The sequence below is a fragment of the Rhizobacter sp. genome (assembly GCF_032229685.1).
Classification (GTDB): Bacteria; Pseudomonadota; Gammaproteobacteria; order Burkholderiales; family Burkholderiaceae_C; genus LMDS01.
Map to the genome: position 1 here is coordinate 44,313 of NZ_JAVTWP010000018.1, position 22,195 is coordinate 66,507.

Here is a 22,195-nt window from a genome sequence, read left to right on the forward strand (position 1 = left end):
CCGACAGCCGCAGCAAGGCCTGCGGCTGGTTTCAGTGGTGGTGGTGCGCGGCCGCCGAGCCGGGCTCGGCAGCGGTTTGGGCCCACTCGGCGGGGGTCAGCGTCTTCATCGACAGGGCGTGGATTTGCTCGCGCATTCTATCGCCCAGCGCCGCGTAGACCCGCTGGTGGCGCTTCACGCGGCTCGTGCCTTCGAACTCGGCCGAGACGATGGTGGCGAAGAAATGCCTGCCGTCACCTTCCACCTCGAGGTGGTCGCAGGCGAGCCCTTGCGCAATGAAACGCTGGACTTCGGCGGGGGTGGGCTCGGACATGGTGGCCGCATTTTAGCGGTACGCCACGGGCCCGCCGGCTACGATGTTCGCGTGTTCACCCAAACGGGCCTGGCCGTGCGCAGCATCTTTCATCTGGCGTTCAACGTGCGTGACCTCGACGAGGCGCGCCGCTTCTATGGCGAAACGCTCGGTTGCCAGGAAGGCCGAAGCGCGCCGACCTGGGTCGACTACGACTTCTTCGGGCACCAGATTTCGCTGCATCTGGGGGAGCCGTTTGCGACTTCGCGCACCGGCGTGGTCGGCGAGCACCTGGTGCCGATGCCGCACTTCGGGGTGATTCTGGAGTTGGCCGACTGGCAGGCACTGGCGTCTCGTTTGGCGTCGCGCGGGCTGCAGTTCGTCATTGAGCCGACGCTGCGCTTCGAAGGGCAACCGGGGGAGCAGTGGACGATGTTCTTTGTCGACCCGTTCGGGAACCCGATGGAGGTGAAGGGGTTTCGGTCGCTCGAGACGGTGTACGAAGCCTGAGGTGGCGCACGCAGCAGGACATGGGGCCGCCGACTCCGTTCCGCCAATTCCTAGTCACTGCGTCGGCGGCCCCATGCCCTGCTGGGGTGGTGGCGGTCGACGGTGCGCAACGCAGTTGGACAGGATCTCAGCAGCGTGGTCGTGAGATCCCAGTTCGCGTCTGCTTGTCCACGAAACAGAACGCTCGACACGTGCATGCCCGATCCAATGCGCAGCCGTTCGCGCTCGTCTTCGAGCATTTGAAGCCGTGGCGAGAATTCTTCCCAAGACGAGGCGACGGTGTCGGTCATTGCTTAGGTCCTACCGCTCATTTAAGTTTGGGTGCAACAGCGACCTCCCGCCCGCCCCAGCCAAGCCGGGAGCGGGGTGGCCGGCGCAGTGACTAGGAATTGGCGGAACGGAGCCGGCCATCCCGCTTCCGGCTTGGCCCGCCACCACCGCAAGACTCAATGCCGAATCTTGTACCCGATCCGCAGCAGGTGCAGGCACACCCCGCAGACCACCAGCGTCGCCACACCCACCACCGCCAAGCCGGTCCACGGCGACACATCGCTCACCCCGAAGAACCCGTGGCGAAAGCCGTCGATCATGTAGAAGAACGGGTTCAGGTGGCTCACGCCTTTCCAGAACGGCGGCAGTGATCCGACCGAATAGAACACGCCGGAGAGGAAGGTCATCGGCATGATGATGAAGTTCTGGAACGCGGCGATCTGGTCGAACTTTTCGGCCCACAAACCCGCGACCAAACCAAGAGCGCCCATCATCGTGGCGCCGAGCACGGCGAAGACGATGACCCACAGCGGGTTGGCGAGCGAGAGCGGCGCGAACCACACCGTCACGATCATCACGCCCGCGCCCACCACCACGCCACGCACGATCGACGCGCCCACGTAGGCCACGAACCAGGCCCAGTGCGAGAGCGGCGCTACCAGCAGGAACACGAGGTTGCCGGTGATCTTGCTCTGGATCAGCGACGAGCTGCTGTTCGCGAATGCGTTCTGCAGCACGCTCATCATCACGAGCCCCGGGATCAGGAAGCTGGTGTAGCCGACCGCGCCGTACACCTTCACGTGGTCTTCGAGCACGTGGCCGAAGATCAGCAGGTACAGGATGGCGGTGAGCACCGGCGCGGCCACGGTCTGGAACGCGACCTTCCAGAAGCGCAGCACTTCTTTGTAGAGCAGCGTGCGCGCGCCCGACAACACGTTGTGGCCGGCGCTCATGCGGCCACCCCCGCCGGCGCGGCGTTCATGATCTCGAGGAACACGTCTTCCAGGTCGGCGCGGCCGATCTCCAGGTCTTCGGGCTGGCAGCCGGCGTTGCGCAGCACACCGAGAATGGTCTCGACCTCGTGCGCGTCGTGCGCGGTGATCTGCACGATGCGCCCGGTCACGCGCGACTGCGCGGCAAGTTGCGGCGGGAGCGCTGCGTCCATCTTGAAGCGCAGCATCGTGCTGGCGGTGCCGGCCAGCAGCGCCGAGGTGCGGTCGAGCGCCACCACCCTGCCCTGCTTGAGCATCGCGATGCGCCCGCACAGGGCTTCGGCTTCTTCGAGGTAGTGCGTGGTCAGCAAGACCGTGTGGCCTTCCTTGTTGAGCCGCGCGACGAACTGCCACAGCGTCTGGCGCAGCTCCACGTCGACACCGGCGGTCGGCTCGTCGAGCACGATCACCGGCGGCCGGTGCACCAGCGCCTGCGCCACCAGCACGCGGCGTTTCATGCCGCCGCTGAGTTGCCGCATGTTGGCGTCGGCCTTGTCGGCCAGGCCCAGGTTGGCGAGCAGTTCGTCGATCCAGGCGTCATTCTTGTAGACGCCGAAGTAGCCGCTCTGGATTCGCAAGGCTTCGCGCACGCTGAAGAAGGGGTCGAACACCAGCTCTTGCGGCACGATGCCCAAGCTGCGGCGCGCTTGTGCGTAGCCGCTCACCACGTCGTGGCCCAGCACGCTCACGCGCCCGCTGCTGGCGCTGGCCAGGCCGGCGAGGATGCTGATGAGGGTGGTCTTGCCGGCACCGTTCGGCCCCAGCAGGCCGAAGAATTCGCCGGGTTCGATGTCGAAGCTCACATCGTCGAGGGCCCGGGTCGCGCCGCGGGCGCTGCCGCCCTTGCTGGTGTACGTCTTGGTGACGTTCTGGAATGAAATGGCTGGCATGTGGGCCGCGATTGTAGGCAGCGCGCCCCTTTCGTGCTGGCGCGCTGCGGGCGGATGCCGATGGGGCGCACCTGCGGTTGATGCTAGATTGCCCACCGAGACACCGCCCGCCACCCTCACCTACCGATGGCCACCACCCCCAAGAAGCCGCGCCGCACCGCCGAGCGCATTCTGGAAGTGACGCTGGAGCTGTTCAACCGCTTCGGCGAACCGAACGTGTCGACCACGCTGATCTCGGCCGAGCTCGGCATCAGCCCGGGCAACCTGTACTACCACTACCCGGCCAAAGACGAGCTCATCAACAGCCTGTTTGATCGCTACGAACGCTCACTCACCGAGCTGCTGCGCGCGGCAGACGGCGTGAACAACGTCGAAGACGCGTGGCTCTTCTTTCACATGCTGTTCGAGCTGATCTGGCAGTACCGCTTCTTGTACCGCGACCTGAACGATCTGCTGTCGAAGAACCGCCGTCTGGAAACGCACTTCCAGTTCGTGCTGAAGAACAAGGGCAAGGCGGTGCAGTCGGTGCTCGACGGCCTCTCGCGAGGCAACACCATGAAGATCGAGCTGCGCGACGTGGAGCCCGTGGCCACCGCCATGGTGGTGGTGCTCACCTACTGGCTGAGCTATGAATACGTGCGCGACCCGCGCCGTGCGCTCGAGCCCGAAAGCGCCAGCGCCGCGCTGATGCGCGGCGCCTTCCACGTGCTGAGCCTGCTGCTGCCTTACCTGCAAGCCGAAGAACGCGAGCACCTGCACGCGCTCGTCGGCAACTACCACAAAGGAGACTGAAAACATGGCCAAATGGACCGCCTTCCCGCACGACGCTGCCGACTACGCTTACGACACCGCGGCGCTGAAAAAGAGCTGGGCCCGCCTGCACGCCGGCGACGCCGAACCGCTGCCGACCGATGCCAAGGTGCTGGCCGCCTGGGCGCTGTTCCATGTCGGTGAATTCCAGAAAGCGGCCGAGGCCGGGTTGAAGGCCGGCGGTGCCGGCATCACCGTCGCCAACAAGGCCCAGGCCATCTACGCCAACTACCTTGAAAAGAGCGAGAAGACCAAGCTCGCGCTCTTCATGGAAGTGGCCGAGCGCGCCGAAGCGCAGGTCGCCGCCGAGCCGAAGAACGCCAACGCCTACTACTTCATGGCCTACGCGCTGGGCCGCTACAGCCAGGGCATCAGCATCACCAAGGCGCTGGCGCAGGGCTTGGGCGGCAAGGTCAAGAGCGCGCTCGAGACCGCCATCAAACTCGCGCCCAAACACGCCGACGCGCACATCGCGCTCGGCGCCTTTCACGCCGAGGTGATCGACAAGGTCGGCTCCTTGCTCGGCCGCACGCAGGGCGCGAGCAAGGACACGGGCCTCGCGATGTACAAGGCGGCGCTGAAGCTGAACCCCACGTCGGCGATCGCGATGGTCGAATACGCCAACGGGCTGGTCATGCTCGAAGGCGACAAGAAGATGAAAGAGGCCGAGAAGCTCTACGCCGACGCCGCCGCCTGCGACCCGAAAGACGCGATGGAGCGGCTCGACGTCGAGATGGCGAAGGCCGAGCTCGAAGACTGAGCCAAGCGGCGCGCCCCGCGGGCTGCGGGGCAACGCTGGCCCGGCTCAGGGCTTGCCGATGTGCTTGGCCAGAAACGCCTCGAGCTTCTCGTAGAACGCCTGCCGGTTCTTCTCGGCGTAGAAGCCGTGGCCTTCGCCGGAAACGTAGAACCACTCGGGCGGGCGGCCGGCCTTGGTGAGCGCGGCGCGCATGGCATCGGCCTGGGCCGGTGGCGTCACCTCGTCGGCGCCGCCGTGCACGAGCAGCACCGGGGCGGTGAGCTTGTCGGCCAGGCGTGTGGGCGAGTAGGCGTTCAGTTCGGCCGTGTCCTGGCCCAGCACCTTGAGGTAGTACTGATAGGCCTTGCCGCGCCGCTTGACCTCGGGTTCGTCGAAAATCATCGGCAGGTCGTAGACGCCGGCGTAACCGACAGCGCACTTCACCAGTTCGGGCGCGCGCACCGCCGTCATCATCGCGGCATACGCACCGAAGCTGATGCCGAAGCTGCAGATGCGCTTCTCGTCGACAGTACCCTGCGCAGTGATCCAGCGCACGCCGTCGACCAGGTCGTCGATCATGCGACCACCCCATTGCCTGTAGCCAGCGGTCTCGAACGCCGGCCCTCGCCCGCCCGAGCCGCGGAAGTTCAGCTGCAACACCGCATAACCGCGGCTGGCGAGAAATTGTGCGTCTTTGTCGAAGAACCATTCATCGGCAACGTTGTGCGGGCCGCCGTGCGGCAGCAGCACCAGCGGCAGCTTGCCGTCGCCACGGTTGGGCGGCAGCGTAAGGTAGCCGTGCAACTGCATGCCGTCGCGTGCCTTGAAGTTGACGGGCCGCTGCTCGGCCATGCGTTCCGGCTTGATCCATGGCTGGTTCTCGTACAGCAGTGCCGCCTTGCCGCTGGGGGCGTCAAACACATACACCGCACCCGGATCGCGGTCGCCCTTGACGGTGAACAGCGTGCGGGTGCCGTCGAGCGAAACGCTGGCAAATTCGACGTACTGGCCCGGGAACTGCGCGCTGAGTGTCTTGTGCAACGCGGCATCGCTTCGGCTCGGCTCGACGATGTAGCTCAGTTTGGGCACGCCGACCATGCTGCCGGCGGCGAAAGGCCCCTGATAGCGCAGGCCCGACTCGAACCGGTCGATGTCACCGACCGGATGCGCGACGAGTGTGCGGCGCTCGCTGCCGTCGAGCCCCTCGCTGACCAGCGCGCGCGGGCCTCGTTGCACCGACAGGGTGCTCAGGAGTTTCGTGCCGTCCAGGCTGATCGAAACCGGTCGCAGGTCGCCTTTTTCGGCGTTCGTGAAAGGCACCCACTCGCGCTTGTCGTCGTTGTACTTGAACACTGCGAGTTCCGCGTCGTCGTCGGCGCCGTAGGCGAAGCGCGGCTTGCCGTCGGCCTGCACCACAAAACGGAAGCCCGGCTGGTTGATCTCAGTGACCGTGCGGCGCCCGGTCGTCACGGTGTCGATGTCGTACAAACGACTGGTGCGCGCTGAGGTGGCGTCCCGCGCCCAGGGGTTCTCGCCGATCAGCACGTGGGACTCGCCGGAACGTGGCACCTGCGCCAACCAACCGTGGCCTTCGTCGTCGGCCAGCGTGCCGAACGAGCCCGTGGTGCGGCTGGTCATGCGGCGGTAGCCGTACAGGTAGGCACTGCCCCGGCCGTCGACGTTTGCCGCGACGAACTCGCCGGTCACCCAGGGCTCGCCCACGCTACCGAACTCACGCGCGAGCGCCGTGACGAAGCGGGTGTTTGAAACCCAGGTGTGGCGCCACGGAATGTCGCCGACCGTGCCGGCACGAACGGCACTCACGACTTTCATGCCGGCCAGCTCGTAGACGACGGTCGCGTATTCGTCGCGCGGCTCTTTCGGGGTGCGCTGCGTGACGACAAGGTATTTGCCGTCGGGCGACATCGCCGGGGCGCTGAAGTTGCCGATCCGGGCGAAGTCGGCGGTCGGAATCGGCGCGTCCGCAGCCACCGCAGTGCCCGACAGCAGCACGGCCAGGGCCAGGGCTGCGAACGACCGCGACGGGCCGCGAAAAACCGTACTGCTCATCAAGAACTCCATCGTGAAACGTTTGTGCACCGATTCTGGTGCCGCCAGCGCGTTCGCGCTCAGGCGGCCTCGGCCCAGGGCAGCATCATCGTGACCAACAGCAGCTTTTCGAACTCGGGCTCGAAGCGGTCGATGATCTGCTGCGGGTGCGGGCACAGCTTCTTGTCGGTGATCAGCCCGAACTGCACGCCGCCGCCGTACGAGAGGATGCTCACGCCCACGCCGATGTCACCCGAAGCCGGCACCCAGAACATGGTCTGGCGCAGCGTGGAGCCGCACAGCTTGAGCGGCACGGCCGGGCCGGGCACGTTGGTCATCACGGCGGTGGCTTTCTTCGCGAAGAGCCCGAGCAGTCCGTCCTGCACCGGCTTGATCAGCAGGCCGGCGACCGACAGCACCGCGAACGCCAGCAGCGGCTGGTAGCTGTCTTTCAGCTGGTTCATGCGGGTGCGCACGGCGTACACCCGCTCGATCGGGTTGTCGATGCCGATCGGCAGCGTGAGCGGCGCCAGGCCGAAGCGGTTGCCGAGTTGCCAGGCTTTTTCGAGCGGGCGCAGGTTCACCGGCACCATCGCGCGGATCTCCTTGCCGGCCGGGTCGTCGCCCTGCTCGTTCAGGTAGGCGCCGATGGCGCCGGCCACGCAGGCCAGCAGCACGTCGTTGATCGAGCAGTTGAGCGCCTTGCCGATCGCCTTCACCTGCGCCAGCGGCAGCGGCTCGCCCCAGGCCACGATCTTCTGGCCCAGTGGCTTGCCCTTGAGCAGCGTGGGCGAGTCGTCGGGCATCATGGCCATGGCGGCCACGTCGCCCATCACCTTGGCACCGGTGCGGGCCATGTCGAACGAACCGGCCAGCCCTTGCTGCGGGTTCGAGAGCATCTCCATCGACTTGGCGACACCACCGCCGTACATGCCGATGGCCTTGGTGGCCAGGTCGGTCAGCGGCTTCACCACGGCGTCGGCGAGCCAGTCGCCTTCGCTCTCGGGGGCTTCGCGCTTCTTGCGCTTGGGTGGGTCCATGCCACCGTCGGTGATCGAGAGCATCACCGAGATGAGCGCGATGCCGTCGCCGATGCAGTGGTGCACCCGGGCCACCAGCGCGCTGCCGCCTTCGTAATCGTCGATCAGGTGAAACTGCCACAGCGGGTGGTCGGGGTCGAGCGCGGTGTTCGCGAGCTCGCCCACGTGGGCCTGCAGCGCCTCGCGCTCGCTCTGGCCCCGCTCGCGCTTGAGCTTCTTCTCGTGCAGCACGTGGCGGTTGATGTCGAAGCCGTCGTCGTGCACCCAGGTGGCGCCCATCGGGTCTTGCACCACCTTCTGGCGGAAGCGGTCGTACTTGAGCAGCTTGTCTTCGACGCGCTCGCACAGCGCCGCATGGGTGATGCCGGGTTGCAGCAGCCAGACGCCGACGATCATCATCAGGTTCACGTCGTTGTCCATGCGCAGCCACGCGGTGTCGACGCGCGACATGCGCTGCGAGGTTTCAGGCATCGGGTTTCTCCTTGCGGGGTCTGTTCTGTGTGTCCCCAAGATGCTGGGTAACATCGACGCCGTCAATGCACATTTTCACCCACGGCATGCGTGCCGATCAGGAGATTCACCCCATGGCCGATCTGAAGAAACAATTCGAGCAAGCGGTGGCCGACTCGAAGAGCCTGCCGGAAAAACCCGACAACATGACGCTGTTGAAGATCTACGCGCTCTACAAGCAGGCGAGCAGCGGCGACGTGGACGGCAAACGCCCCGGCTTCACCGACATGGTGGGCCGCGCCAAGTGGGACGCCTGGAGCCTCGCCAAGGGCAAGAGCAGCGCCGAAGCGATGCAGGAATACATCGACCTGATCGAATCGCTGAAATGACCTGATCGGGCGGGTCGGCGAAGCTACTTCTTCGCCGCCTTGCCCGCCGCCTTTTTGGCCGGCGCTGCTTTGGCGCTGGCCTTGCCTGATGCGCCACTCTTGGCCAACAAGGCGTCGAGGTTCTTCTCGATCTCGCCTTCGATCGTCTTGCTGAAAGCGCCGAGCAGGAAACCGAGCTTGGCGTCGAGCTGGAAATGGTCGGCCGCCACGATGAGCTCGCCCTTCACGCCGGAACGGGTGAACTCGACCGTGTCGCTGGTCTCGCCTTCGAGAATGGTGCATTCCATCTCGAAATTCTTCTCCACGTCTTCGGCCCACTGCAGCGCGACCTTGCGCGCCTTGGCCAGGCCAAGCGTGTGCTCGCGGTGGATCTTGATGTCGGCCATGTGTGTTGCTCCTCAGGGCAAGGCAGCGCGCCGCTCGGCCAGCGGCAGCGCAGAGATTCTTTTCACTTCGGCATAGAAGGCGCTGAAGTCGCGCCCCTCGCGCTCGAACAGGCGCTCGAAGTTCGGCACCAGCTGGTTGTACGCGGCGAGCACGCCGAACGACGCATTGTTGGCGCGCGCGAACCAGCCGTCATACCCTGAATACCCGCCCCAGCGTTCGGCCTTCATCGCCTCGTAGTCGGAGCGCAGCTGCGCCATCAGCGCCGCCTTGGCGGCACGCTTCGCGGCGTCGCTGTCGGCCCCGTTGTAGACCGCCTCGAAGCGCTGGCGGTAGCCCATCGTCAACGCCCGGAAGTCCTGGCGCCTCGTGTCGAAGAGCCGGTAGTCGTCGCGCGCCTTCTCGCTGCCGTGCTCGGCCAGCCAGCGTGTGCCGCCCAGGCGTTCGACGGCGGTGGCGAACGATTCGTTGAACAAGGTGTCGCCCTTGGCGTAGGCCACCTGGTGCGCCAGCTCGTGGAAGATCAGGCGCGCGAGTTCGCCTTCGGGGTACTGGATGAAGGTGTTGAGCAGCGGGTCGGCTAACCAGTCGCCGGGCAGCGAACCGAGCGTGGAATACGCGGGCACGCCGTAGACGCTGGCTTCCAGGCCTTGCGCACGCAAGGCTTGCGCAAACGCATCGGCCTCGGCCCGCTCGAAGTACCCGCGGTAGCCGACACAGCCGACCACCGGGAAACACCAGGTCGTGAGCTTCAGGCTGAGTTCGGGCGCCGCCACCACGTTCCACACCGCCGCGCCGCGCTTCAGGTCGGCATAACGGCGGTAGCTCGCGTTGTCGGGTTCCTTGAGTTCGCTGACCGCGAAATCGCGGATGCGCTGGCTCAAGGCCAGGCGCTCTTTCAACGCGGGTGGTGTGGCTTCGTCGCCGAGCCACTCGGGCACGGGTTTGGCCGCACGCAGCAATGCCAGGTGCCCGCCGACCGACTGCGCGTAGTAGCCGACCGTGCTGCAGCCCGACGTGAAACACACGCTGGCCGCAGCCAGCACCACCACCCCCACCAGCCCCAGGCTCGCCATCAGCAGCCAGCGGCTCACGGCGCCGGTGCGCTGGCGTGGCCCACCTCGACCAGGCAGTCGTAAAAGCTCGGCGCGCGGCCGATGTCGGTCAGCCGCTGGTGCGTGAGTTCGTTGACGTTGGTGCCATCGCTGCCGAGCTTGCGCCACCACACCCCGAGGCCGTTGACCACGCCACGCCGCGCGCGTGGGCTGACGACCGCCATGCAGAGATAGCTGCCACGGTCGTTGAAGACCCGCACCATCTGGCCACTGGTGATGCCACGCGCGCTTGCGTCGCCGGCTTCGATCTCGACGATCGGCTCGCCCTCGATGTCTCGCAGGCTCTTCACGTTGACAAAGCTGGAGTTGAGGAAGTTGCGCGCCGGCGGCGAGATCATCGCCAGCGGAAAACGTTGCGCGAGTTCGGGCGCGCTCGCCGCCGACTCGTAGTTCGGCACGTGGTCGGGCACGCCGTAGGCGGGAGAGTCGATCTGGCACTTGCCGCTTGCGCTCGGAAATGCACCGTTCGCAAACGGCGCGTCGGGCAAGGGCAGCTTGGCCCAGCCTTGCGAACGCAGCGCGTCGAAGTCGAGCTGGTCGTTGAAGGCCGTGCGTGCCAGCGCTTCGTCGCTGTCGGCAAAACACGGTTCGCTGAAGCCCATGCGCGCCGCGAGCTCGCGAAAGATCTGCGTGTTGGCCTTGGCTTCGCCGAGCGGCGCCACCGCCGCCTCGTTGAACATCACATAGGTGTGGCCGTAGCTCGTGTGCACGTCGAGGTGTTCGAGCTGCGTGGTGGCCGGCAGCACGTAGTCGGCGTGGTCGGCGGTGTCGGTCATGAAGTGTTCGAGCACGACCGTGAACAGGTCTTCGCGCGCGAAACCCCTCGCCACCTTGGGCGATTCGGGTGCCACCGCCACCGGGTTGCTGTTGTAGACCACCAGCGCTTCGATTTTCGGGCCGAAGGCGGGTGAGGTTTCGCGCAGAAGGTCGTCGCCGATCGTGCTCATGTTGATCGTGCGAGGCCGGCGCCCGGCGAGCAGGTCGGGGCGCTGCAGCGCGGCGTCGTTGCGCACGCCCTTGTACCAGCCCGAACTCGAGAGCAGCACACCGCCTGCGCGGTGCCGCCACGCCCCCACCAGACACGGCAGGATGGCGATCAGCCGGGCCGCGTTGCCGCCCCCGCGCACCCGCTGCATGCCGTAGTTGAGGCGGATCGCCGCCGGCTTCGTGGTGCCGTAGTCGCGCGCCAGGGCGCGCACTTCGTCGGCCGAGATGCCGCAGACCTGGGCCACGCGCTCGGGCGGCCACTGCAGCGCTTGCTCGCGCAAGGCCGGCCAGCCTTCGGTGTGCTGCGCGATGTAGTCGTGGTCGAGCCAGTCGTGCGCGATCAGCTCGTGCATCAGGCCGAGCGCGAGCGCGCCGTCGGTGCCGGGCAGCACGGCGATGTGCTGGTGGCACTTGTCGGCGGTTTCGGTCTTGCGCGGGTCGATGCAGATCAGCTTCGCGCCGTTGCGCTTGGCGGCTTGCGCGAAGGTCCAGAAGTGCAGGTTCGACGCGATCGAGTTGCTGCCCCAGATCAGGATCAGCTGGCTCTCGGCATAGAACTCGAGATGCATGCCGACCTTGCCGCCATAGGTGGCAGCGAAGGCTTCGCCACCGGCGCTGGAGCAGATCGTGCGGTCGAGCAGCGAGGCGCCGAGTTGGTTGAAAAAGCGCGCCGCCATGCTCTCGCTCTGAACCAGGCCCATCGTGCCGGCGTAGCTGTAGGGCACGATGGCCTCGGGGTCACGCGCAGCGATGTGGGCGAGGCGCTGCGAGATGTCGGAGAGCGCGTCGTCCCAGCTCACGCGCTCGAAGCGGCCCAGGCCTTTCGGGCCGACACGCCGCATCGGGAACAACACGCGCTCGGGGTGGTAGGTGCGCTCCGGGTAACGCGAGACCTTGGTGCACAAGGCCCCGTGCGTGGGCGGGTGGTCGGGGTCACCCTGCACCTTGATCGCGCGGCCGTCTTGCACGGTGACGCGCAGCGCGCAGGTGTCGGGGCAATCGTGAGGGCAGGCGCCACGGGTGATGACTGTGCTCATGGGTGAACTATTGCACAGCCGTGGCGCTTGCATGGCGCGAACCAACGGTCGTGAGCGCGCGAGCGCAAACCCTGGCCCTTATCCTGCTCGCGGGTTGCCACAGGGCCGCCACTTCGCCGGAAATGACCATGAATCGTCGCGACATCATCAAGCGCTTCGCCACCTCGGGCGCCGTGCTGGCCTTGCCGGCGCTGGCCCAGAACAACCGCATCGTGCTCGGCCAGTCGGCCGCGTTCAGCGGGCCGGCCGCGCAGCTCGGCATCCAGATGAACATGGGTGCACGCATCGCCTTCAATGCGATCAACGCCGGCGGCGGCGTGAACGGCGCCAGCATCGAGCTGCGCACGCTCGATGACGGCTACGAGCCCGACCGATGCAAGGCCAACACCGAGAAGTTCATCAAGGACGACGTGTTCGGCCTGTTCGGCTACGTGGGCACCCCCACCTGCCTGGCCGCGCTGCCCCTGGTGGTCGACGCGAAGATACCGTTCTTCGGCCCGTTCACCGGCGCCGAGGCGCTGCGCGAGCCCTTCCACAAACCGGTCTTTCACCTGCGCGCTTCGTACTACGACGAGACCGGCCTGATCGTCAAACAGCTCACCTCGCTGGGCCTGAAGAAGATCGCGGTCTTCTACCAGAACGACGCCTACGGCAAGGCCGGCCTCGAAGGCGTGACGCGGGCGCTGAAGGCGCTCAACCTCGAGCCCGTGGCGCTCGGCACCGTCGAACGCAACACCGTGAACGTGGCCCAGGCGGTGAAAGACATCACCACCAAGGGGCCCGATGCCGTGGTGCAGATCAGCGCCTACAAGTCGTGCGCGGCGTTCATCCGCGAAGCACGCAAGGCCGGTTATGGCGGCACCTTCTTCAACGTGTCGTTCGTGGGCACGCAGGCGCTGGCCGACGAGCTCGGCAAGGAAGGCCGCGGCATCATGGTCAGCCAGGTGATGCCGTTCCCGTTCTCGACCACGACCGCGATCTCGCGCGAATACCTCGAAGCGGTGCGCAAGGCTGGCGGCGACGCGACGCCGAACTATTCGAGCATGGAAGGTTATCTGGCCGCCAAGGTGATCGCCGAAGGCCTGAAGCGCGCCGGCCGAAACCCGTCTCGCGACGGGCTGATCAACGGGCTGGAATCGATCCAGAACGCGAGCTTCGGCGGCTTCAGCGTGAACTTCGGGCCGAAGGAACACGTGGCTTCGCGTTACGTCGACTTGTCGATGCTGACCGAAGACGGCAAGGTCAGGCGCTGAGCAGCGCCTGCGGGTTCAATCAGGGCGCTTTCGCGGCCTTCCGCTTCTCGACCGCCGCGAGCGTGCGCTTGACGTGCTCGTCGGGGTTCGAGCTCGAATAGACATAGAGCACCTTGCCCTGGGGCCCGATCACGTACGAGATGCGGTCGGCCATCTCCAGGCCTTTCGTCAGCGCGGCGTCGTAGCGCTTCGTGATGCGCCCGCCGGCGTCAGCCAGCACCGCGAACTTGTCTCGGCAAGCTTCGGTCGAGAACTTCTGCAGCGTCTTGATGTCGTCGTTCGACATGCCGACCACGGTGGCGCCGAGCGCATTGAACTTCGGCGTGGCTTCGGCGAAGTCGTGCGCTTCGGCGGTGCAGCCGGAGGTGAAGGCCTTCGGGTAGAAGTACAGCACCACCGGCCCCTTCTTCAGCGCCTCGGCCAGCGAGAAGCTGAAGGGCTTGCCACCGAGCGCGCCGGGCACCGTGAAGTCGGGGGCGGCATCGCCCACCGCCAACGCCGCCGAGACGTTCGCGCCGAGCAGCGCGAGCGCCAGAACGGCAGCGTGTTTCAGGCTCATGCTGTCTGCGAACGAACGCGGGCGCTCTTCGCTTCGGTGCTGCGGCGCGCCACCTTGGTGCCGTCTTCGCCGACCGAGCTGCCGACGACAAAGGCGTGCGGTTGGCTCCATTCGCTCGAAGCCTTGCCGAAGACGAGGTCGGTCGTGCGCACGCGGCCTTCGGTGAGTTGCACATAGCCCTGCGGCAGATTCGGGTGGCTGGTGGTCACGGTCATTGTCAAGATTCATGGATGAGGGGACGCGATTGTCTCCTACATCCGGCCGGCCCCGGATCGGCCCGGTCGCGCGTGGCACGAAGGCTGCAAACCCGCAGCGCCCGCACGACCGCCGGGCCGCGGGTAAACTGATTTCGACCTGCACGCCCCCCACGAAGGAAGCTCGCCATGCGTTTGATCGAATCCATCCTCGCCGACGCCGCCGCGATCGCCGCCGTGCGACGCGACATCCACGCCCACCCCGAGCTGTGCTTCGAAGAGAAGCGCACCTCCGACGTGATCGCCAAGCAGCTCACCGACTGGGGGATTCCGATCCACCGCGGCCTGGGCACGACCGGCGTGGTGGCGATCCTCAAGAACGGCACCAGCGACCGCGCCGTGGGCCTGCGCGCCGACATCGACGCGCTGCCGATGACCGAGCACAACACCTTCGCCCACGCCAGCAAACACCCCGGCAAGATGCACTCGTGCGGCCACGATGGCCACACCGCGATGCTGCTCGCCGCGGCCAAGCACCTGAGCAAGCACCGCAACTACGACGGCACCGTGTACCTCGTGTTCCAGCCGGCCGAAGAGGGCGGCGGCGGTGCGCGCGAGATGATCAAGGACGGCCTGTTCGAGAAGTTCCCGATGGAAGCGATGTTCGGCGCGCACAACTGGCCCGGCATGGCGGTCGGCCAGTTCGCGCTGAAGAACGGGCCGTGTTTCGCGAGCAGCAACGAGTTCAAGATCGTGATCCGCGGCAAGGGCTCGCACGCCGCCATGCCGCACCTCGGTGTGGACCCGGTGCCGGTGGCCTGCCAGCTGGTGCAGGGCTTCCAGACCATCATCAGCCGCAACAAGCGGCCGATCGACGCCGGCGTGATCTCGGTGACGATGATCCACACCGGCGAAGCCACCAACGTGGTGCCCGACAGCTGCGAGATCCAGGGCACGGTGCGCACCTTCACGCTCGAGGTGCTCGACATGATCGAGCGCCGCATGAAAGAGATCAGCGAACACACCTGCGCTGCTTTCGACACCACCTGCGAGTTCGAGTTCTCGCGCAACTACCCCCCCACCATCAACCACCCGGCCGAGACCGAATTCGCGCGCGGCGTGATGGCGCAGCTGGTCGGTGCCGACAACGTGCAGGAGTTCGAGCCGACCATGGGCGCCGAAGACTTCAGCTACTTCCTGCTCGAGAAGCCCGGCTGTTATTTCCTGATCGGCAACGGCGACGGCAGCCACCGCATCGGCGGCCACGGCATGGGCCCGTGCATGCTGCACAACCCGAGCTACGACTTCAACGACGACTTGATCCCGCTGGGCGCCACGCTGTGGGTCAACATGGCCGAACAATGGCTCGCAAAAGCTCGATGACACCCTCTGACACCATGAGCACCCCGAACGTGAGCACCCATTTTTCGCAGAGCTACAAAGAGGCGCGTGGCAAGTTCCTGGCCGCCACCGAAGCCGCCGGCCTCGACGTGCAAAGCCACGCCCACCCGATGCTCGGCCGCGACGGCGAGCCGCTGGCGATGGACGTGGTACGCGACGGCCCGCTTGAGGCGAGCAAGGTGCTCGTCATCAGCAGCGCCTGCCACGGTGTCGAAGGTTATTGCGGCTCGGGCGTGCAGGTCGCGCTGCTCGGCGACGCTGGGTGGCGCCGCGCCGCGCATGAGGCCGGCGTGGCGGTGGTCTACATCCACGCGCTCAACCCCTACGGCTTTTCGTGGTGGCGCCGGGTCACGCACGAGAACGTCGACCTGAACCGCAACTTCCACGATTTCAGCCAGCCGCTGCCGGTGAACAAGGGCTACGAAGAGCTCGCGTCGGTTCTGGTGCCGCCGACCTGGCCGCCGTCGGACGAAGCCAACGCCACCGTGCAGCGTTTCATCGCCGAGCGTGGCCTGCCGGCGTTCCAGGCGGCCATTTCGGGCGGGCAGCACAGCCACCCCGAAGGCCTGTTCTACGGCGGGCGCAACCCGACCTGGAGCCAGGTCACGCTGCGCCATGTGCTGCAGGAACACGGCACCCGCTGCGCGAAGCTCGGCTGGATCGACCTGCACACCGGTCTCGGGCCGAACGGCGTGGGCGAGCGCATCTTCGCGTGCCGCGACGACGCGCAGGCGCTCGCGCGCGCCAAGGCCTGGTGGGGCGACAAGATCACCAGCATCTACGACGGCAGTTCGTCGTCCGCGCCGCTCACGGGGCTGATGTGGATGTCGGCCTACCAGGAATGCCCGCAGGCCGAGTACACCGGCATGGCGCTCGAATACGGCACGGTGCCGGTGATGGACGTGATGAACTCGCTGCGCGCCGACCAGTGGCTCGAGCTGCACCCCGACGCGCCGCAAGAAAAACGCGTGCAGATCAAGCGGCAGGTGCGCGACGCGTTCTACACCGACACCGACGCGTGGAAGCAGCAGATCGTCGAGCAGGCGGTCGACGCGGCGCACGGCGCGCTGCGCGGGCTGGCGGGGCGCTGAGGGCGCTTCAGCCCTCGGCGGGCATCAGCAGCCCCCGTACCATGAGCTCACGCTCGCACTGAACCGCGTTCTCGAAATGCACAGCCTGCCAGCCGGCAGCGCGTGCCGCTTCGGCGTTGAGGGCCACGTCGTCGATGAAGAGCGTGTCGGCCGGGTCGATGTGGAACGCCTGCACCAGGTGCGCGTAGATCTCGGGCTCGGGCTTGATCAGCTTCACGCGCGCCGAGAACACCCCGTCGCGAAAGAGGCCCAGGAAATCGTGGGTCTCTTCCAGGTGCTGCGCGTAAGGCTCGGGCATGTTCGACAGAAAGTACAGCGCATGGCCGGCCGCTTGCAGGCGCCTGAGCAAGGCCACGGTGCCCGCCATCGGTTGCAGCTCGTGCGGCACGCCGTCGATCACGCGGCGTGTGTCTTGCACGGGCAAGCCGGTGCGGCGTGCGATCGTCTGCGCGAGCGCCTCGGGGTCGATGGCGCCGCGGTCGAACGCGGCCCAATCGCCACCGTAGCCTTCGAAGAAGGCTGCCGCCAGCGCATGCGCTGCTTCCGGCGTGGGTGTTCGTTCGGGCAGCAGGCGCGAGAGGAACTCGTGTGGCTGCCAGTCGAACAACACACCGCCGAAGTCGAACACCACGTTCATGCACGCAGCCGGTCGAGCAACACCGCCACGTGCACCGCTTCGCGCTGCGCGCCGTCCTTGATCTGATGCCGGCAGCTCGTGCCGTCGGCCACCACGATCGCATCGGGTGCGCGGCGAACCGCAGGCAGCAGGCTCAGCTCCGCCATCTGCATCGAGACCTCGAAGTGCTTCGCCTCGTAGCCGAAGCTGCCCGCCATGCCGCAGCACGAACTCTCGATCAACTCGGGCTGGGCGCCCGGGATGAGGCGCAACACGTCGAGGATCGGACTCACCGCGCCGAAGGCCTTCTGGTGGCAGTGGCCGTGCAACAGGATCGGCGCATCGGCCGCCTTCAGCTTCAGCGCGAAGCGCCCGGCCTTCGCTTCACGCGCGATGAACTCCTCGAACATCAGCGCCTGCTTCGCAACGATCTCGGCGCCTTCGCCCAGGCTCATCACCAGCGTTTCGTCACGCAGCGTGAGCAGGCACGACGGCTCCAGGCCGACGATGGCGACGCCGGCGCGGGCCAATGGCAATAAGGCCTCGATCAATGCGCCGGCCTTCGCCTTCGCTTCGTCGACCCTGCCACTCGCGAGGTACGTGCGGCCGCAGCAGTGTGGCGCGCCGGGTTTCGAGACGGTGTGCAGCGTGTAGCCGGCAGCCTTCAGCACCCGCGCGGCAGCGAGCGCGTTCTCGGTCTCGAAGTGGCCGTTGAAGGTGTCGACGAACAGCACCGCGGTCTTGCCTCCCGCGGCTGCCGCGGCGAGCGTATCGCCCTGGCTGCTGAACATCGACAGCTCGCTTGAACGCCAGAAGGTGTCCGAGCGCCAGCGCGGCAAGGAACGCTTCGCCGACAGGCCGATCAGTTTGTCGCTCAGCCAGGCGGCGCCCGGCAAGCTGTCGCGCAAGTTCATCAACCACGGCACGCGGCTGGCGAGCGAGGCGTAGTCGGGCAGGTAAGCCACGAGCCGGTCTTTCAAGCTGAAGCCGTGGCGCGCCTTGTAGTGCGACAGGAACTCGATCTTCATGCGCGCCATGTCCACGCCCGTCGGGCAGTCGCGCTTGCAGCCCTTGCAGCCGACGCACAGGTCCATGGTCTCGGCCATCGCTTCACTCGTGAACGCATCGGCGCCAAGCTGGCCCGAGAGCGCCAGCCGCAGCGTGTTGGCGCGGCCACGCGTGAGGTGCTGTTCGTCGCGCGTGACGCGGTAGCTCGGGCACATGGTGCCGGCGTCGAACTGGCGGCAGTGGCCGTTGTTGTTGCACATCTCGACGGCCTTCGCCAGGCCGCCGGTCGTGTCGCCGCCGCTGCCGGGCGCGGTGGTCGCCTCGGTCACCGGGTCGTTCTGCACATTCCAGGCCGACCAGTCGAGCGCGGGCTTCAGCGCAATGGTGCGGTACGGGCGCGGCGCTTCGGGCGGCGCAAAGCGGAACAGCGAACCGTCGTCCATCTTCGGCGGGTCGATGATCTTGCCGGGGTTGAACAGGCCGATCGGGTCGAGCTCGGTCTTGATCGCGCGGAAGGCCTCGTTGATCGCGCCGCCGAACTGCCATTCGATCCATTCGCCGCGGCACAAGCCGTCACCGTGTTCGCCGCTGTAGGCGCCCTTGTACTTTCGCACCAGCGCCGCGGCCTCTTCGGCAATGGCGCGCATCTTTGCGGCGCCACCGCGCCGCATGTCGAGGATCGGCCGCACGTGCAGCGTGCCGACCGACGCGTGCGCGTACCAGGTGCCGCGGCTGCCGTGGCGCGCGAAGACCTCGGTGAGCGCGTCGGTGTACTCGGCCAGGTGTTCGAGCGGCACGGCGCAGTCTTCGATGAAGCTGACCGGCTTGCCGTCGCCCTTCAGGCTCATCATGATGTTCAGGCCGGCCTTGCGCACGTCCCACAGCGCTTTCTGCGGCGCGGCTTCAGCCATTTCGACCACGCTGCCGGGCAGGCCCAGGTCGCCCATCAGCGCGACGAGGTCGCGCAGCTTCGGCAACAGCGCGGCCTTGTCGTTGCCCGAGAACTCGACCAGCAATATCGCCGCCGGCTTGCCGATCAACGCGGTCTCGACCGTCGGCCGGAACGCCGGGTTCGCCAGGCTCAGCTCGATCATCGTGCGGTCGACCAACTCGACCGCGGTCGGCCCGAGCTTGACGATGTGCTGTGCCGCGTCCATCGCCGCGTGAAAGGTCGGGAAGTTGACGACACCCAGCACCTTGGCCCGCGGCAGCTCGGCCAGTTGCAGCGTCAGGCTGCGGGTGTACGCGAGCGTGCCTTCGGCGCCGATCAGCAGGTGCGCGAGGTTCACGCTGCCATCATTCGTGTACGGCCGCTCGCTCTGGTTCTGGAAGATGTCGAGGTTGTAGCCTGCAACGCGCCGCATCACCTTCGGCCAGCGGCTTTCGATCTCGGCCGAGTGCTGCGAAGCCAGGCCACGCACGAACGAAGCGATGCCGGCCGCGCGGCCGCTCAGCCCAGGCACCGGCCCGAAGTCGAGCAATTCGCCGCTCGACAACCACGCGCTGGCGCCGACCACGTTGTGCACCATGTTGCCGTAGGCGATCGAGCGCGAACCGCAGGAATTGTTGCCCGCCATGCCACCGAGCGTGGCCTGCGCGCTGGTCGACACGTCGACCGGAAACCACAGGCCGTGCGCCTTCAGCTGCGCGTTCAGGTGGTCGAGCACGAGGCCGGGTTCGACGACTGCGGTGCGCTCCGCCACGTTCACGTCGAGCACGCGCCGGAAGTGTTTGCTGTTGTCGATGACCAGCGCCGCACCGGTCGTCTGCCCGCACTGGCTGGTGCCGCCGCCACGCGCCAGCACCGGCGCCTTGAGCTCGCGCGCGATCTGGAGCGCGGTCGCGATGTCGCGCTCGTTCGTCGGCACGAACACCCCGACCGGCATGATCTGGTAGATCGACGCGTCGGTGGCATAACGCCCACGCGACGCAGCGTCGAACATCACCGCCCCTTCAGTCTCGCTGTGCAGGCGCCGGGCCAGCGCCTCGCTCACGTCGTTGTGCGGCAGCTCGGTGCCGAGCGGGGCCAGGCGCTGCGGGGTGTCGATCAGCATGTCGGTGCGCTCACGCTTTCTCGGCCTGCGGATACACCTCACCAGCGCGCATCAACGCGAGCACACGGTCGCGCTTGCTCACCAGGTGCGCCATCAATACCGTGCGCAGCGCAGCAGCGTCATGCGCTTCGAGCGCCTTCAGCATCGCTTCGTGTTCGGCCACGGCACGCTTCCACTTGGCTTCGTCCTGGTTGGTGCGAAAGCGCAGCGACTGCACGCGCGCGTTGACCGAACGGTAGGTGCTGGTCAGCAGCGGGTTCTTCGCCGCTTCGTTGATGCCGGCGTGGATGCGTGCGTTCAGCCGGTAGTAGCCCGACAGGTCTCGGCGCGAAAAACACGCGAGCATCTCGTAGTGCAGGGCCCGCAGCTCAGCGAGCTCGGGCTCGGTGATGCGCTGCGCGGCGAGCTCGCCCGACAGGCCTTCGAGCATGCCGAGCAGCTCGAAGGTGTTGAGCACGTCGGCTTCGGTGAGCTTGACCGCGACCGCACCGCGGTTCGGCAACAGGTCGACCAGGCCTTCGGCGGCGAGCAGCTTGATCGCTTCGCGCAGCGGTGTGCGCGAGACGCGCAACTGCTCCGACAGCTCGCGTTCGTTGAGCTTAGCGCCGGGCGCGATGCGCCCTTCGACCAGCATCGTGCGCAGCTTCGACACGACCTGGTCGTGCAGCGCGAGGCGGGAGATCTCGATCACTTCGGCCATGGGCTTCCTTCTTCTTTATGCATTTTGCATTCATTCTTGATGACGGGCAATCATGGGTATTCAGGGAATACGATAGGCCGGCAAGTATATTTGCATGCAAAACTTCGCTGCGAAAGGTGCTCCATGCTGCAACTCGACTACCACCCCACCGGCCGCCATTTCCTGCAGATCCCCGGCCCGAGCCCGGTGCCCGACCGCATCCTGCGCGCGATGAGCCTGCCCACCATCGACCACCGCGGCCCCGAGTTCGGCGCGCTCGGGCGGCGCGTGCTGTCAGGCATCCGCGAAGTCTTCAAGACCCAGCACCCGGTGATGATCTACCCGGCCTCGGGCACCGGCGCCTGGGAAGCCGCGCTCGTCAACACCCTGAGCCCCGGCGACCACGTGCTGATGTACGAGACCGGGCACTTCGCGAGCCTGTGGGCCAAGCTCGCCAAGCGCCTGGGCCTGTCGACCGAGGTGCTCGCGTTCGCCGGCGACGACCCGGTGTTGCCCCACGCGCCAAGCTGGCGCCGCGGCGTGCAGGCCGACCTGATCGAAGCGCGGCTGCGGCAAGACCAGGAACACCGCATCAAGGCGGTGTGCGTGGTGCATAACGAAACCTCGACCGGCGCCACCTCGAACATCATCAAAGTGCGTCAGGCGCTCGACGCCGCGCGCCACCCGGCGCTGCTGATGGTCGACACCATCTCCGGCCTGGCCAGCGCCGACTACGAACACGACGCCTGGGGTGTGGACGTCTCGATCAGCGGCTCGCAGAAAGGCCTGATGCTGCCGCCCGGCATCAGCTTCAACGCCTTGTCTCCACGCGCACTCGAAGCGAACAAGTCGGCCAAGCTGCCTCGCGCCTTCTGGGCCTGGGACGAGATGGTCGAGATGAACAAGGACGGCTACTGGCCGTCCACCCCGAACACCAACCTGCTCTACGGCCTGAACGAAGCGCTCGACATGCTGCGCGCCGAAGGCCTGCCAAAAGTGTTCGCACGCCACCAGCGCTGGGCCGCCGGCGTGCGCGCCGCGGTGAACGCTTGGGGCCTGCCGATCCAGTGTGCCGACCCGGCCGTCTACTCGCCGATCCTCACCGGCGTGATCCTGCCCGAGGGCGTGGACGCCGACGCCGTGCGCCGCCTGATCCACGAACGCTTCGACCTCTCGCTCGGCACCGGCCTGGGCAAGCTGAAGGGCCGCATGTTCCGCATCGGCCACCTCGGCGACAGCAACGACCTGACCCTGCTCGCCACCGTGGCCGGCTGCGAGATGGGCCTGAAGCTCGCCGGCGTGAAGCTCGCCGGCAGCGGCGTGCAGGCGGCCATGGATCACTTCGCGAATCACCCGGCCCCGGCCCTCGTCAAGAACAACGCCTGA

22 protein-coding genes are annotated in these 22,195 nt (G+C 66.8%); 8 read left to right on the top strand and 14 right to left on the bottom strand.

From position 1 onward, the window contains the following. Window positions 1-31 precede the first annotated feature (31 nt). Window positions 32-313, bottom strand: a complete 282-nt coding sequence (locus AC30PD_RS08080) for a BolA family protein (protein ID WP_489535135.1) — start codon at window positions 311-313, stop codon at window positions 32-34. A 75-nt stretch (window positions 314-388) separates the two neighbouring features. Here AC30PD_RS08080 and AC30PD_RS08085 point away from each other — a divergent pair, with 75 nt between their 5' ends. After that, the gene (locus tag AC30PD_RS08085) at window positions 389-802 is read left to right on the top strand and encodes a VOC family protein (RefSeq protein ID WP_489535163.1); all 414 of its coding nucleotides are present in this window, start codon (window positions 389-391) and stop codon (window positions 800-802) included. A 50-nt stretch (window positions 803-852) separates the two neighbouring features. Here the strand turns inward: AC30PD_RS08085 and AC30PD_RS08090 are convergent, their stop codons facing one another. The 3 genes from AC30PD_RS08090 to AC30PD_RS08100 form a co-directional block, all read right to left on the bottom strand. After that, complete coding sequence (locus AC30PD_RS08090) at window positions 853-1,092, bottom strand: hypothetical protein (protein ID WP_489535136.1); 240 nt, start codon at window positions 1,090-1,092, stop codon at window positions 853-855. A gap of 156 nt (window positions 1,093-1,248) precedes the next feature. Then, a complete protein-coding gene (locus AC30PD_RS08095) occupies window positions 1,249-2,025 on the bottom strand; it encodes an ABC transporter permease (RefSeq protein WP_489535137.1) in 777 nt (258 codons plus the stop codon). After that, entirely contained in the window at window positions 2,022-2,954 is a 933-nt protein-coding gene (locus AC30PD_RS08100) for an ABC transporter ATP-binding protein (RefSeq protein ID WP_489535138.1), read from the bottom strand. Before AC30PD_RS08100 ends, AC30PD_RS08095 begins: the two co-directional genes overlap by 4 nt. A 126-nt stretch (window positions 2,955-3,080) precedes the next feature. Here AC30PD_RS08100 and AC30PD_RS08105 point away from each other — a divergent pair, with 126 nt between their 5' ends. Then, entirely contained in the window at window positions 3,081-3,746 is a 666-nt protein-coding gene (locus AC30PD_RS08105) for a TetR/AcrR family transcriptional regulator (RefSeq protein WP_489535139.1), read from the top strand. A gap of 4 nt (window positions 3,747-3,750) precedes the next feature. After that, on the top strand, window positions 3,751-4,524 hold the full coding sequence (locus AC30PD_RS08110; protein ID WP_489535140.1) for a hypothetical protein: 774 nt from the start codon (window positions 3,751-3,753) through the stop codon (window positions 4,522-4,524). 45 nt (window positions 4,525-4,569) lie between these two features. On the opposite strand, the gene AC30PD_RS08115 is transcribed toward AC30PD_RS08110, so the two are convergent. Both AC30PD_RS08115 and AC30PD_RS08120 read right to left on the bottom strand, forming a co-directional pair. Next, window positions 4,570-6,573, bottom strand: coding sequence for an alpha/beta hydrolase family protein (locus tag AC30PD_RS08115; protein WP_489535141.1), 2,004 nt, complete (start codon window positions 6,571-6,573; stop codon window positions 4,570-4,572). A 59-nt stretch (window positions 6,574-6,632) separates the two neighbouring features. Next, a complete protein-coding gene (locus AC30PD_RS08120) occupies window positions 6,633-8,063 on the bottom strand; it encodes a wax ester/triacylglycerol synthase family O-acyltransferase (protein ID WP_489535142.1) in 1,431 nt (476 codons plus the stop codon). Window positions 8,064-8,176: 113 nt separating this feature from the next. Here AC30PD_RS08120 and AC30PD_RS08125 point away from each other — a divergent pair, with 113 nt between their 5' ends. Continuing rightward, complete coding sequence (locus tag AC30PD_RS08125; protein ID WP_489535143.1) at window positions 8,177-8,431, top strand: acyl-CoA-binding protein; 255 nt, start codon at window positions 8,177-8,179, stop codon at window positions 8,429-8,431. A gap of 23 nt (window positions 8,432-8,454) precedes the next feature. On the opposite strand, the gene AC30PD_RS08130 is transcribed toward AC30PD_RS08125, so the two are convergent. The 3 genes from AC30PD_RS08130 to AC30PD_RS08140 are packed head-to-tail and all read right to left on the bottom strand — an operon-like array spanning window position 8,455 to window position 11,954. Continuing rightward, on the bottom strand, window positions 8,455-8,817 hold the full coding sequence (locus AC30PD_RS08130) for a polyhydroxyalkanoic acid system family protein (RefSeq protein ID WP_489535144.1): 363 nt from the start codon (window positions 8,815-8,817) through the stop codon (window positions 8,455-8,457). Between the two features lie 12 nt (window positions 8,818-8,829). Continuing rightward, window positions 8,830-9,891 carry an aminopeptidase gene (locus AC30PD_RS08135; protein ID WP_489535164.1) on the bottom strand — a complete coding sequence of 354 codons (1,062 nt, stop codon included), beginning with the start codon at window positions 9,889-9,891 and terminating at the stop codon, window positions 8,830-8,832. A 14-nt stretch (window positions 9,892-9,905) separates the two neighbouring features. Next, complete coding sequence (locus tag AC30PD_RS08140; protein ID WP_489535145.1) at window positions 9,906-11,954, bottom strand: molybdopterin-containing oxidoreductase family protein; 2,049 nt, start codon at window positions 11,952-11,954, stop codon at window positions 9,906-9,908. Window positions 11,955-12,082: 128 nt separating this feature from the next. Between AC30PD_RS08140 and AC30PD_RS08145 the strand changes: the two genes are divergently transcribed. After that, window positions 12,083-13,207, top strand: coding sequence for an ABC transporter substrate-binding protein (locus AC30PD_RS08145; protein WP_489535146.1), 1,125 nt, complete (start codon window positions 12,083-12,085; stop codon window positions 13,205-13,207). A 19-nt stretch (window positions 13,208-13,226) separates the two neighbouring features. Here AC30PD_RS08145 and AC30PD_RS08150 read toward each other — a convergent pair whose 3' ends face one another. Together AC30PD_RS08150 and AC30PD_RS08155 are read right to left on the bottom strand one after the other, a co-directional pair. Next, on the bottom strand, window positions 13,227-13,766 hold the full coding sequence (locus AC30PD_RS08150; protein ID WP_489535147.1) for a peroxiredoxin: 540 nt from the start codon (window positions 13,764-13,766) through the stop codon (window positions 13,227-13,229). After that, the gene (locus AC30PD_RS08155) at window positions 13,763-13,981 is read right to left on the bottom strand and encodes a hypothetical protein (RefSeq protein ID WP_489535148.1); all 219 of its coding nucleotides are present in this window, start codon (window positions 13,979-13,981) and stop codon (window positions 13,763-13,765) included. Before AC30PD_RS08155 ends, AC30PD_RS08150 begins: the two co-directional genes overlap by 4 nt. A gap of 168 nt (window positions 13,982-14,149) precedes the next feature. Here AC30PD_RS08155 and AC30PD_RS08160 point away from each other — a divergent pair, with 168 nt between their 5' ends. Further along, window positions 14,150-15,343: a M20 aminoacylase family protein gene (locus AC30PD_RS08160; protein WP_489535149.1), complete on the top strand. Its 1,194-nt coding sequence runs from the start codon at window positions 14,150-14,152 to the stop codon at window positions 15,341-15,343. Window positions 15,344-15,357: 14 nt separating this feature from the next. After that, entirely contained in the window at window positions 15,358-16,452 is a 1,095-nt protein-coding gene (locus AC30PD_RS08165; RefSeq protein ID WP_489535150.1) for a M14 family metallopeptidase, read from the top strand. A gap of 7 nt (window positions 16,453-16,459) precedes the next feature. Here the strand turns inward: AC30PD_RS08165 and AC30PD_RS08170 are convergent, their stop codons facing one another. From AC30PD_RS08170 to AC30PD_RS08180, 3 genes are read right to left on the bottom strand one after another with little or no spacing between them, the layout of a single operon-like run. Continuing rightward, window positions 16,460-17,089 carry an HAD family hydrolase gene (locus AC30PD_RS08170; RefSeq protein WP_489535151.1) on the bottom strand — a complete coding sequence of 210 codons (630 nt, stop codon included), beginning with the start codon at window positions 17,087-17,089 and terminating at the stop codon, window positions 16,460-16,462. Next, window positions 17,086-20,130 (bottom strand): FAD-binding and (Fe-S)-binding domain-containing protein, encoded by a 3,045-nt coding sequence (locus AC30PD_RS08175; RefSeq protein WP_489535152.1) that lies wholly within the window; start codon window positions 20,128-20,130, stop codon window positions 17,086-17,088. The genes AC30PD_RS08170 and AC30PD_RS08175 overlap by 4 nt, the downstream gene beginning before the upstream one ends. 10 nt (window positions 20,131-20,140) lie before the next feature. Beyond that, window positions 20,141-20,830: a GntR family transcriptional regulator gene (locus tag AC30PD_RS08180; RefSeq protein WP_489535153.1), complete on the bottom strand. Its 690-nt coding sequence runs from the start codon at window positions 20,828-20,830 to the stop codon at window positions 20,141-20,143. A 123-nt stretch (window positions 20,831-20,953) separates the two neighbouring features. On the opposite strand from AC30PD_RS08180, the gene AC30PD_RS08185 reads away from it, so the two are divergent. Next, the gene (locus AC30PD_RS08185; RefSeq protein WP_489535154.1) at window positions 20,954-22,195 is read left to right on the top strand and encodes a pyridoxal-phosphate-dependent aminotransferase family protein; all 1,242 of its coding nucleotides are present in this window, start codon (window positions 20,954-20,956) and stop codon (window positions 22,193-22,195) included.

What these genes read in the sequence shown, in the direction of transcription:
- AC30PD_RS08175 (WP_489535152.1), bottom strand. Translation starts at nt 20,130, where the DNA reads ATGCTGATCGACACCCCGCAGCGCCTGGCCCCGCTCGGCACCGAGCTG.
- AC30PD_RS08145 (WP_489535146.1), top strand. Translation starts at nt 12,083, where the DNA reads ATGAATCGTCGCGACATCATCAAGCGCTTCGCCACCTCGGGCGCCGTG.
- AC30PD_RS08130 (WP_489535144.1), bottom strand. Translation starts at nt 8,817, where the DNA reads ATGGCCGACATCAAGATCCACCGCGAGCACACGCTTGGCCTGGCCAAG.
- AC30PD_RS08165 (WP_489535150.1), top strand. Translation starts at nt 15,358, where the DNA reads ATGAGCACCCCGAACGTGAGCACCCATTTTTCGCAGAGCTACAAAGAG.
- AC30PD_RS08155 (WP_489535148.1), bottom strand. Translation starts at nt 13,981, where the DNA reads ATGACCGTGACCACCAGCCACCCGAATCTGCCGCAGGGCTATGTGCAA.
- AC30PD_RS08110 (WP_489535140.1), top strand. Translation starts at nt 3,751, where the DNA reads ATGGCCAAATGGACCGCCTTCCCGCACGACGCTGCCGACTACGCTTAC.
- AC30PD_RS08090 (WP_489535136.1), bottom strand. Translation starts at nt 1,092, where the DNA reads ATGACCGACACCGTCGCCTCGTCTTGGGAAGAATTCTCGCCACGGCTT.
- AC30PD_RS08135 (WP_489535164.1), bottom strand. Translation starts at nt 9,891, where the DNA reads ATGGCGAGCCTGGGGCTGGTGGGGGTGGTGGTGCTGGCTGCGGCCAGC.
- AC30PD_RS08105 (WP_489535139.1), top strand. Translation starts at nt 3,081, where the DNA reads ATGGCCACCACCCCCAAGAAGCCGCGCCGCACCGCCGAGCGCATTCTG.
- AC30PD_RS08125 (WP_489535143.1), top strand. Translation starts at nt 8,177, where the DNA reads ATGGCCGATCTGAAGAAACAATTCGAGCAAGCGGTGGCCGACTCGAAG.
- AC30PD_RS08140 (WP_489535145.1), bottom strand. Translation starts at nt 11,954, where the DNA reads ATGAGCACAGTCATCACCCGTGGCGCCTGCCCTCACGATTGCCCCGAC.
- AC30PD_RS08185 (WP_489535154.1), top strand. Translation starts at nt 20,954, where the DNA reads ATGCTGCAACTCGACTACCACCCCACCGGCCGCCATTTCCTGCAGATC.
- AC30PD_RS08120 (WP_489535142.1), bottom strand. Translation starts at nt 8,063, where the DNA reads ATGCCTGAAACCTCGCAGCGCATGTCGCGCGTCGACACCGCGTGGCTG.
- AC30PD_RS08160 (WP_489535149.1), top strand. Translation starts at nt 14,150, where the DNA reads ATGCGTTTGATCGAATCCATCCTCGCCGACGCCGCCGCGATCGCCGCC.
- AC30PD_RS08150 (WP_489535147.1), bottom strand. Translation starts at nt 13,766, where the DNA reads ATGAGCCTGAAACACGCTGCCGTTCTGGCGCTCGCGCTGCTCGGCGCG.
- AC30PD_RS08100 (WP_489535138.1), bottom strand. Translation starts at nt 2,954, where the DNA reads ATGCCAGCCATTTCATTCCAGAACGTCACCAAGACGTACACCAGCAAG.
- AC30PD_RS08080 (WP_489535135.1), bottom strand. Translation starts at nt 313, where the DNA reads ATGTCCGAGCCCACCCCCGCCGAAGTCCAGCGTTTCATTGCGCAAGGG.
- AC30PD_RS08180 (WP_489535153.1), bottom strand. Translation starts at nt 20,830, where the DNA reads ATGGCCGAAGTGATCGAGATCTCCCGCCTCGCGCTGCACGACCAGGTC.
- AC30PD_RS08095 (WP_489535137.1), bottom strand. Translation starts at nt 2,025, where the DNA reads ATGAGCGCCGGCCACAACGTGTTGTCGGGCGCGCGCACGCTGCTCTAC.
- AC30PD_RS08170 (WP_489535151.1), bottom strand. Translation starts at nt 17,089, where the DNA reads ATGAACGTGGTGTTCGACTTCGGCGGTGTGTTGTTCGACTGGCAGCCA.
- AC30PD_RS08115 (WP_489535141.1), bottom strand. Translation starts at nt 6,573, where the DNA reads ATGAGCAGTACGGTTTTTCGCGGCCCGTCGCGGTCGTTCGCAGCCCTG.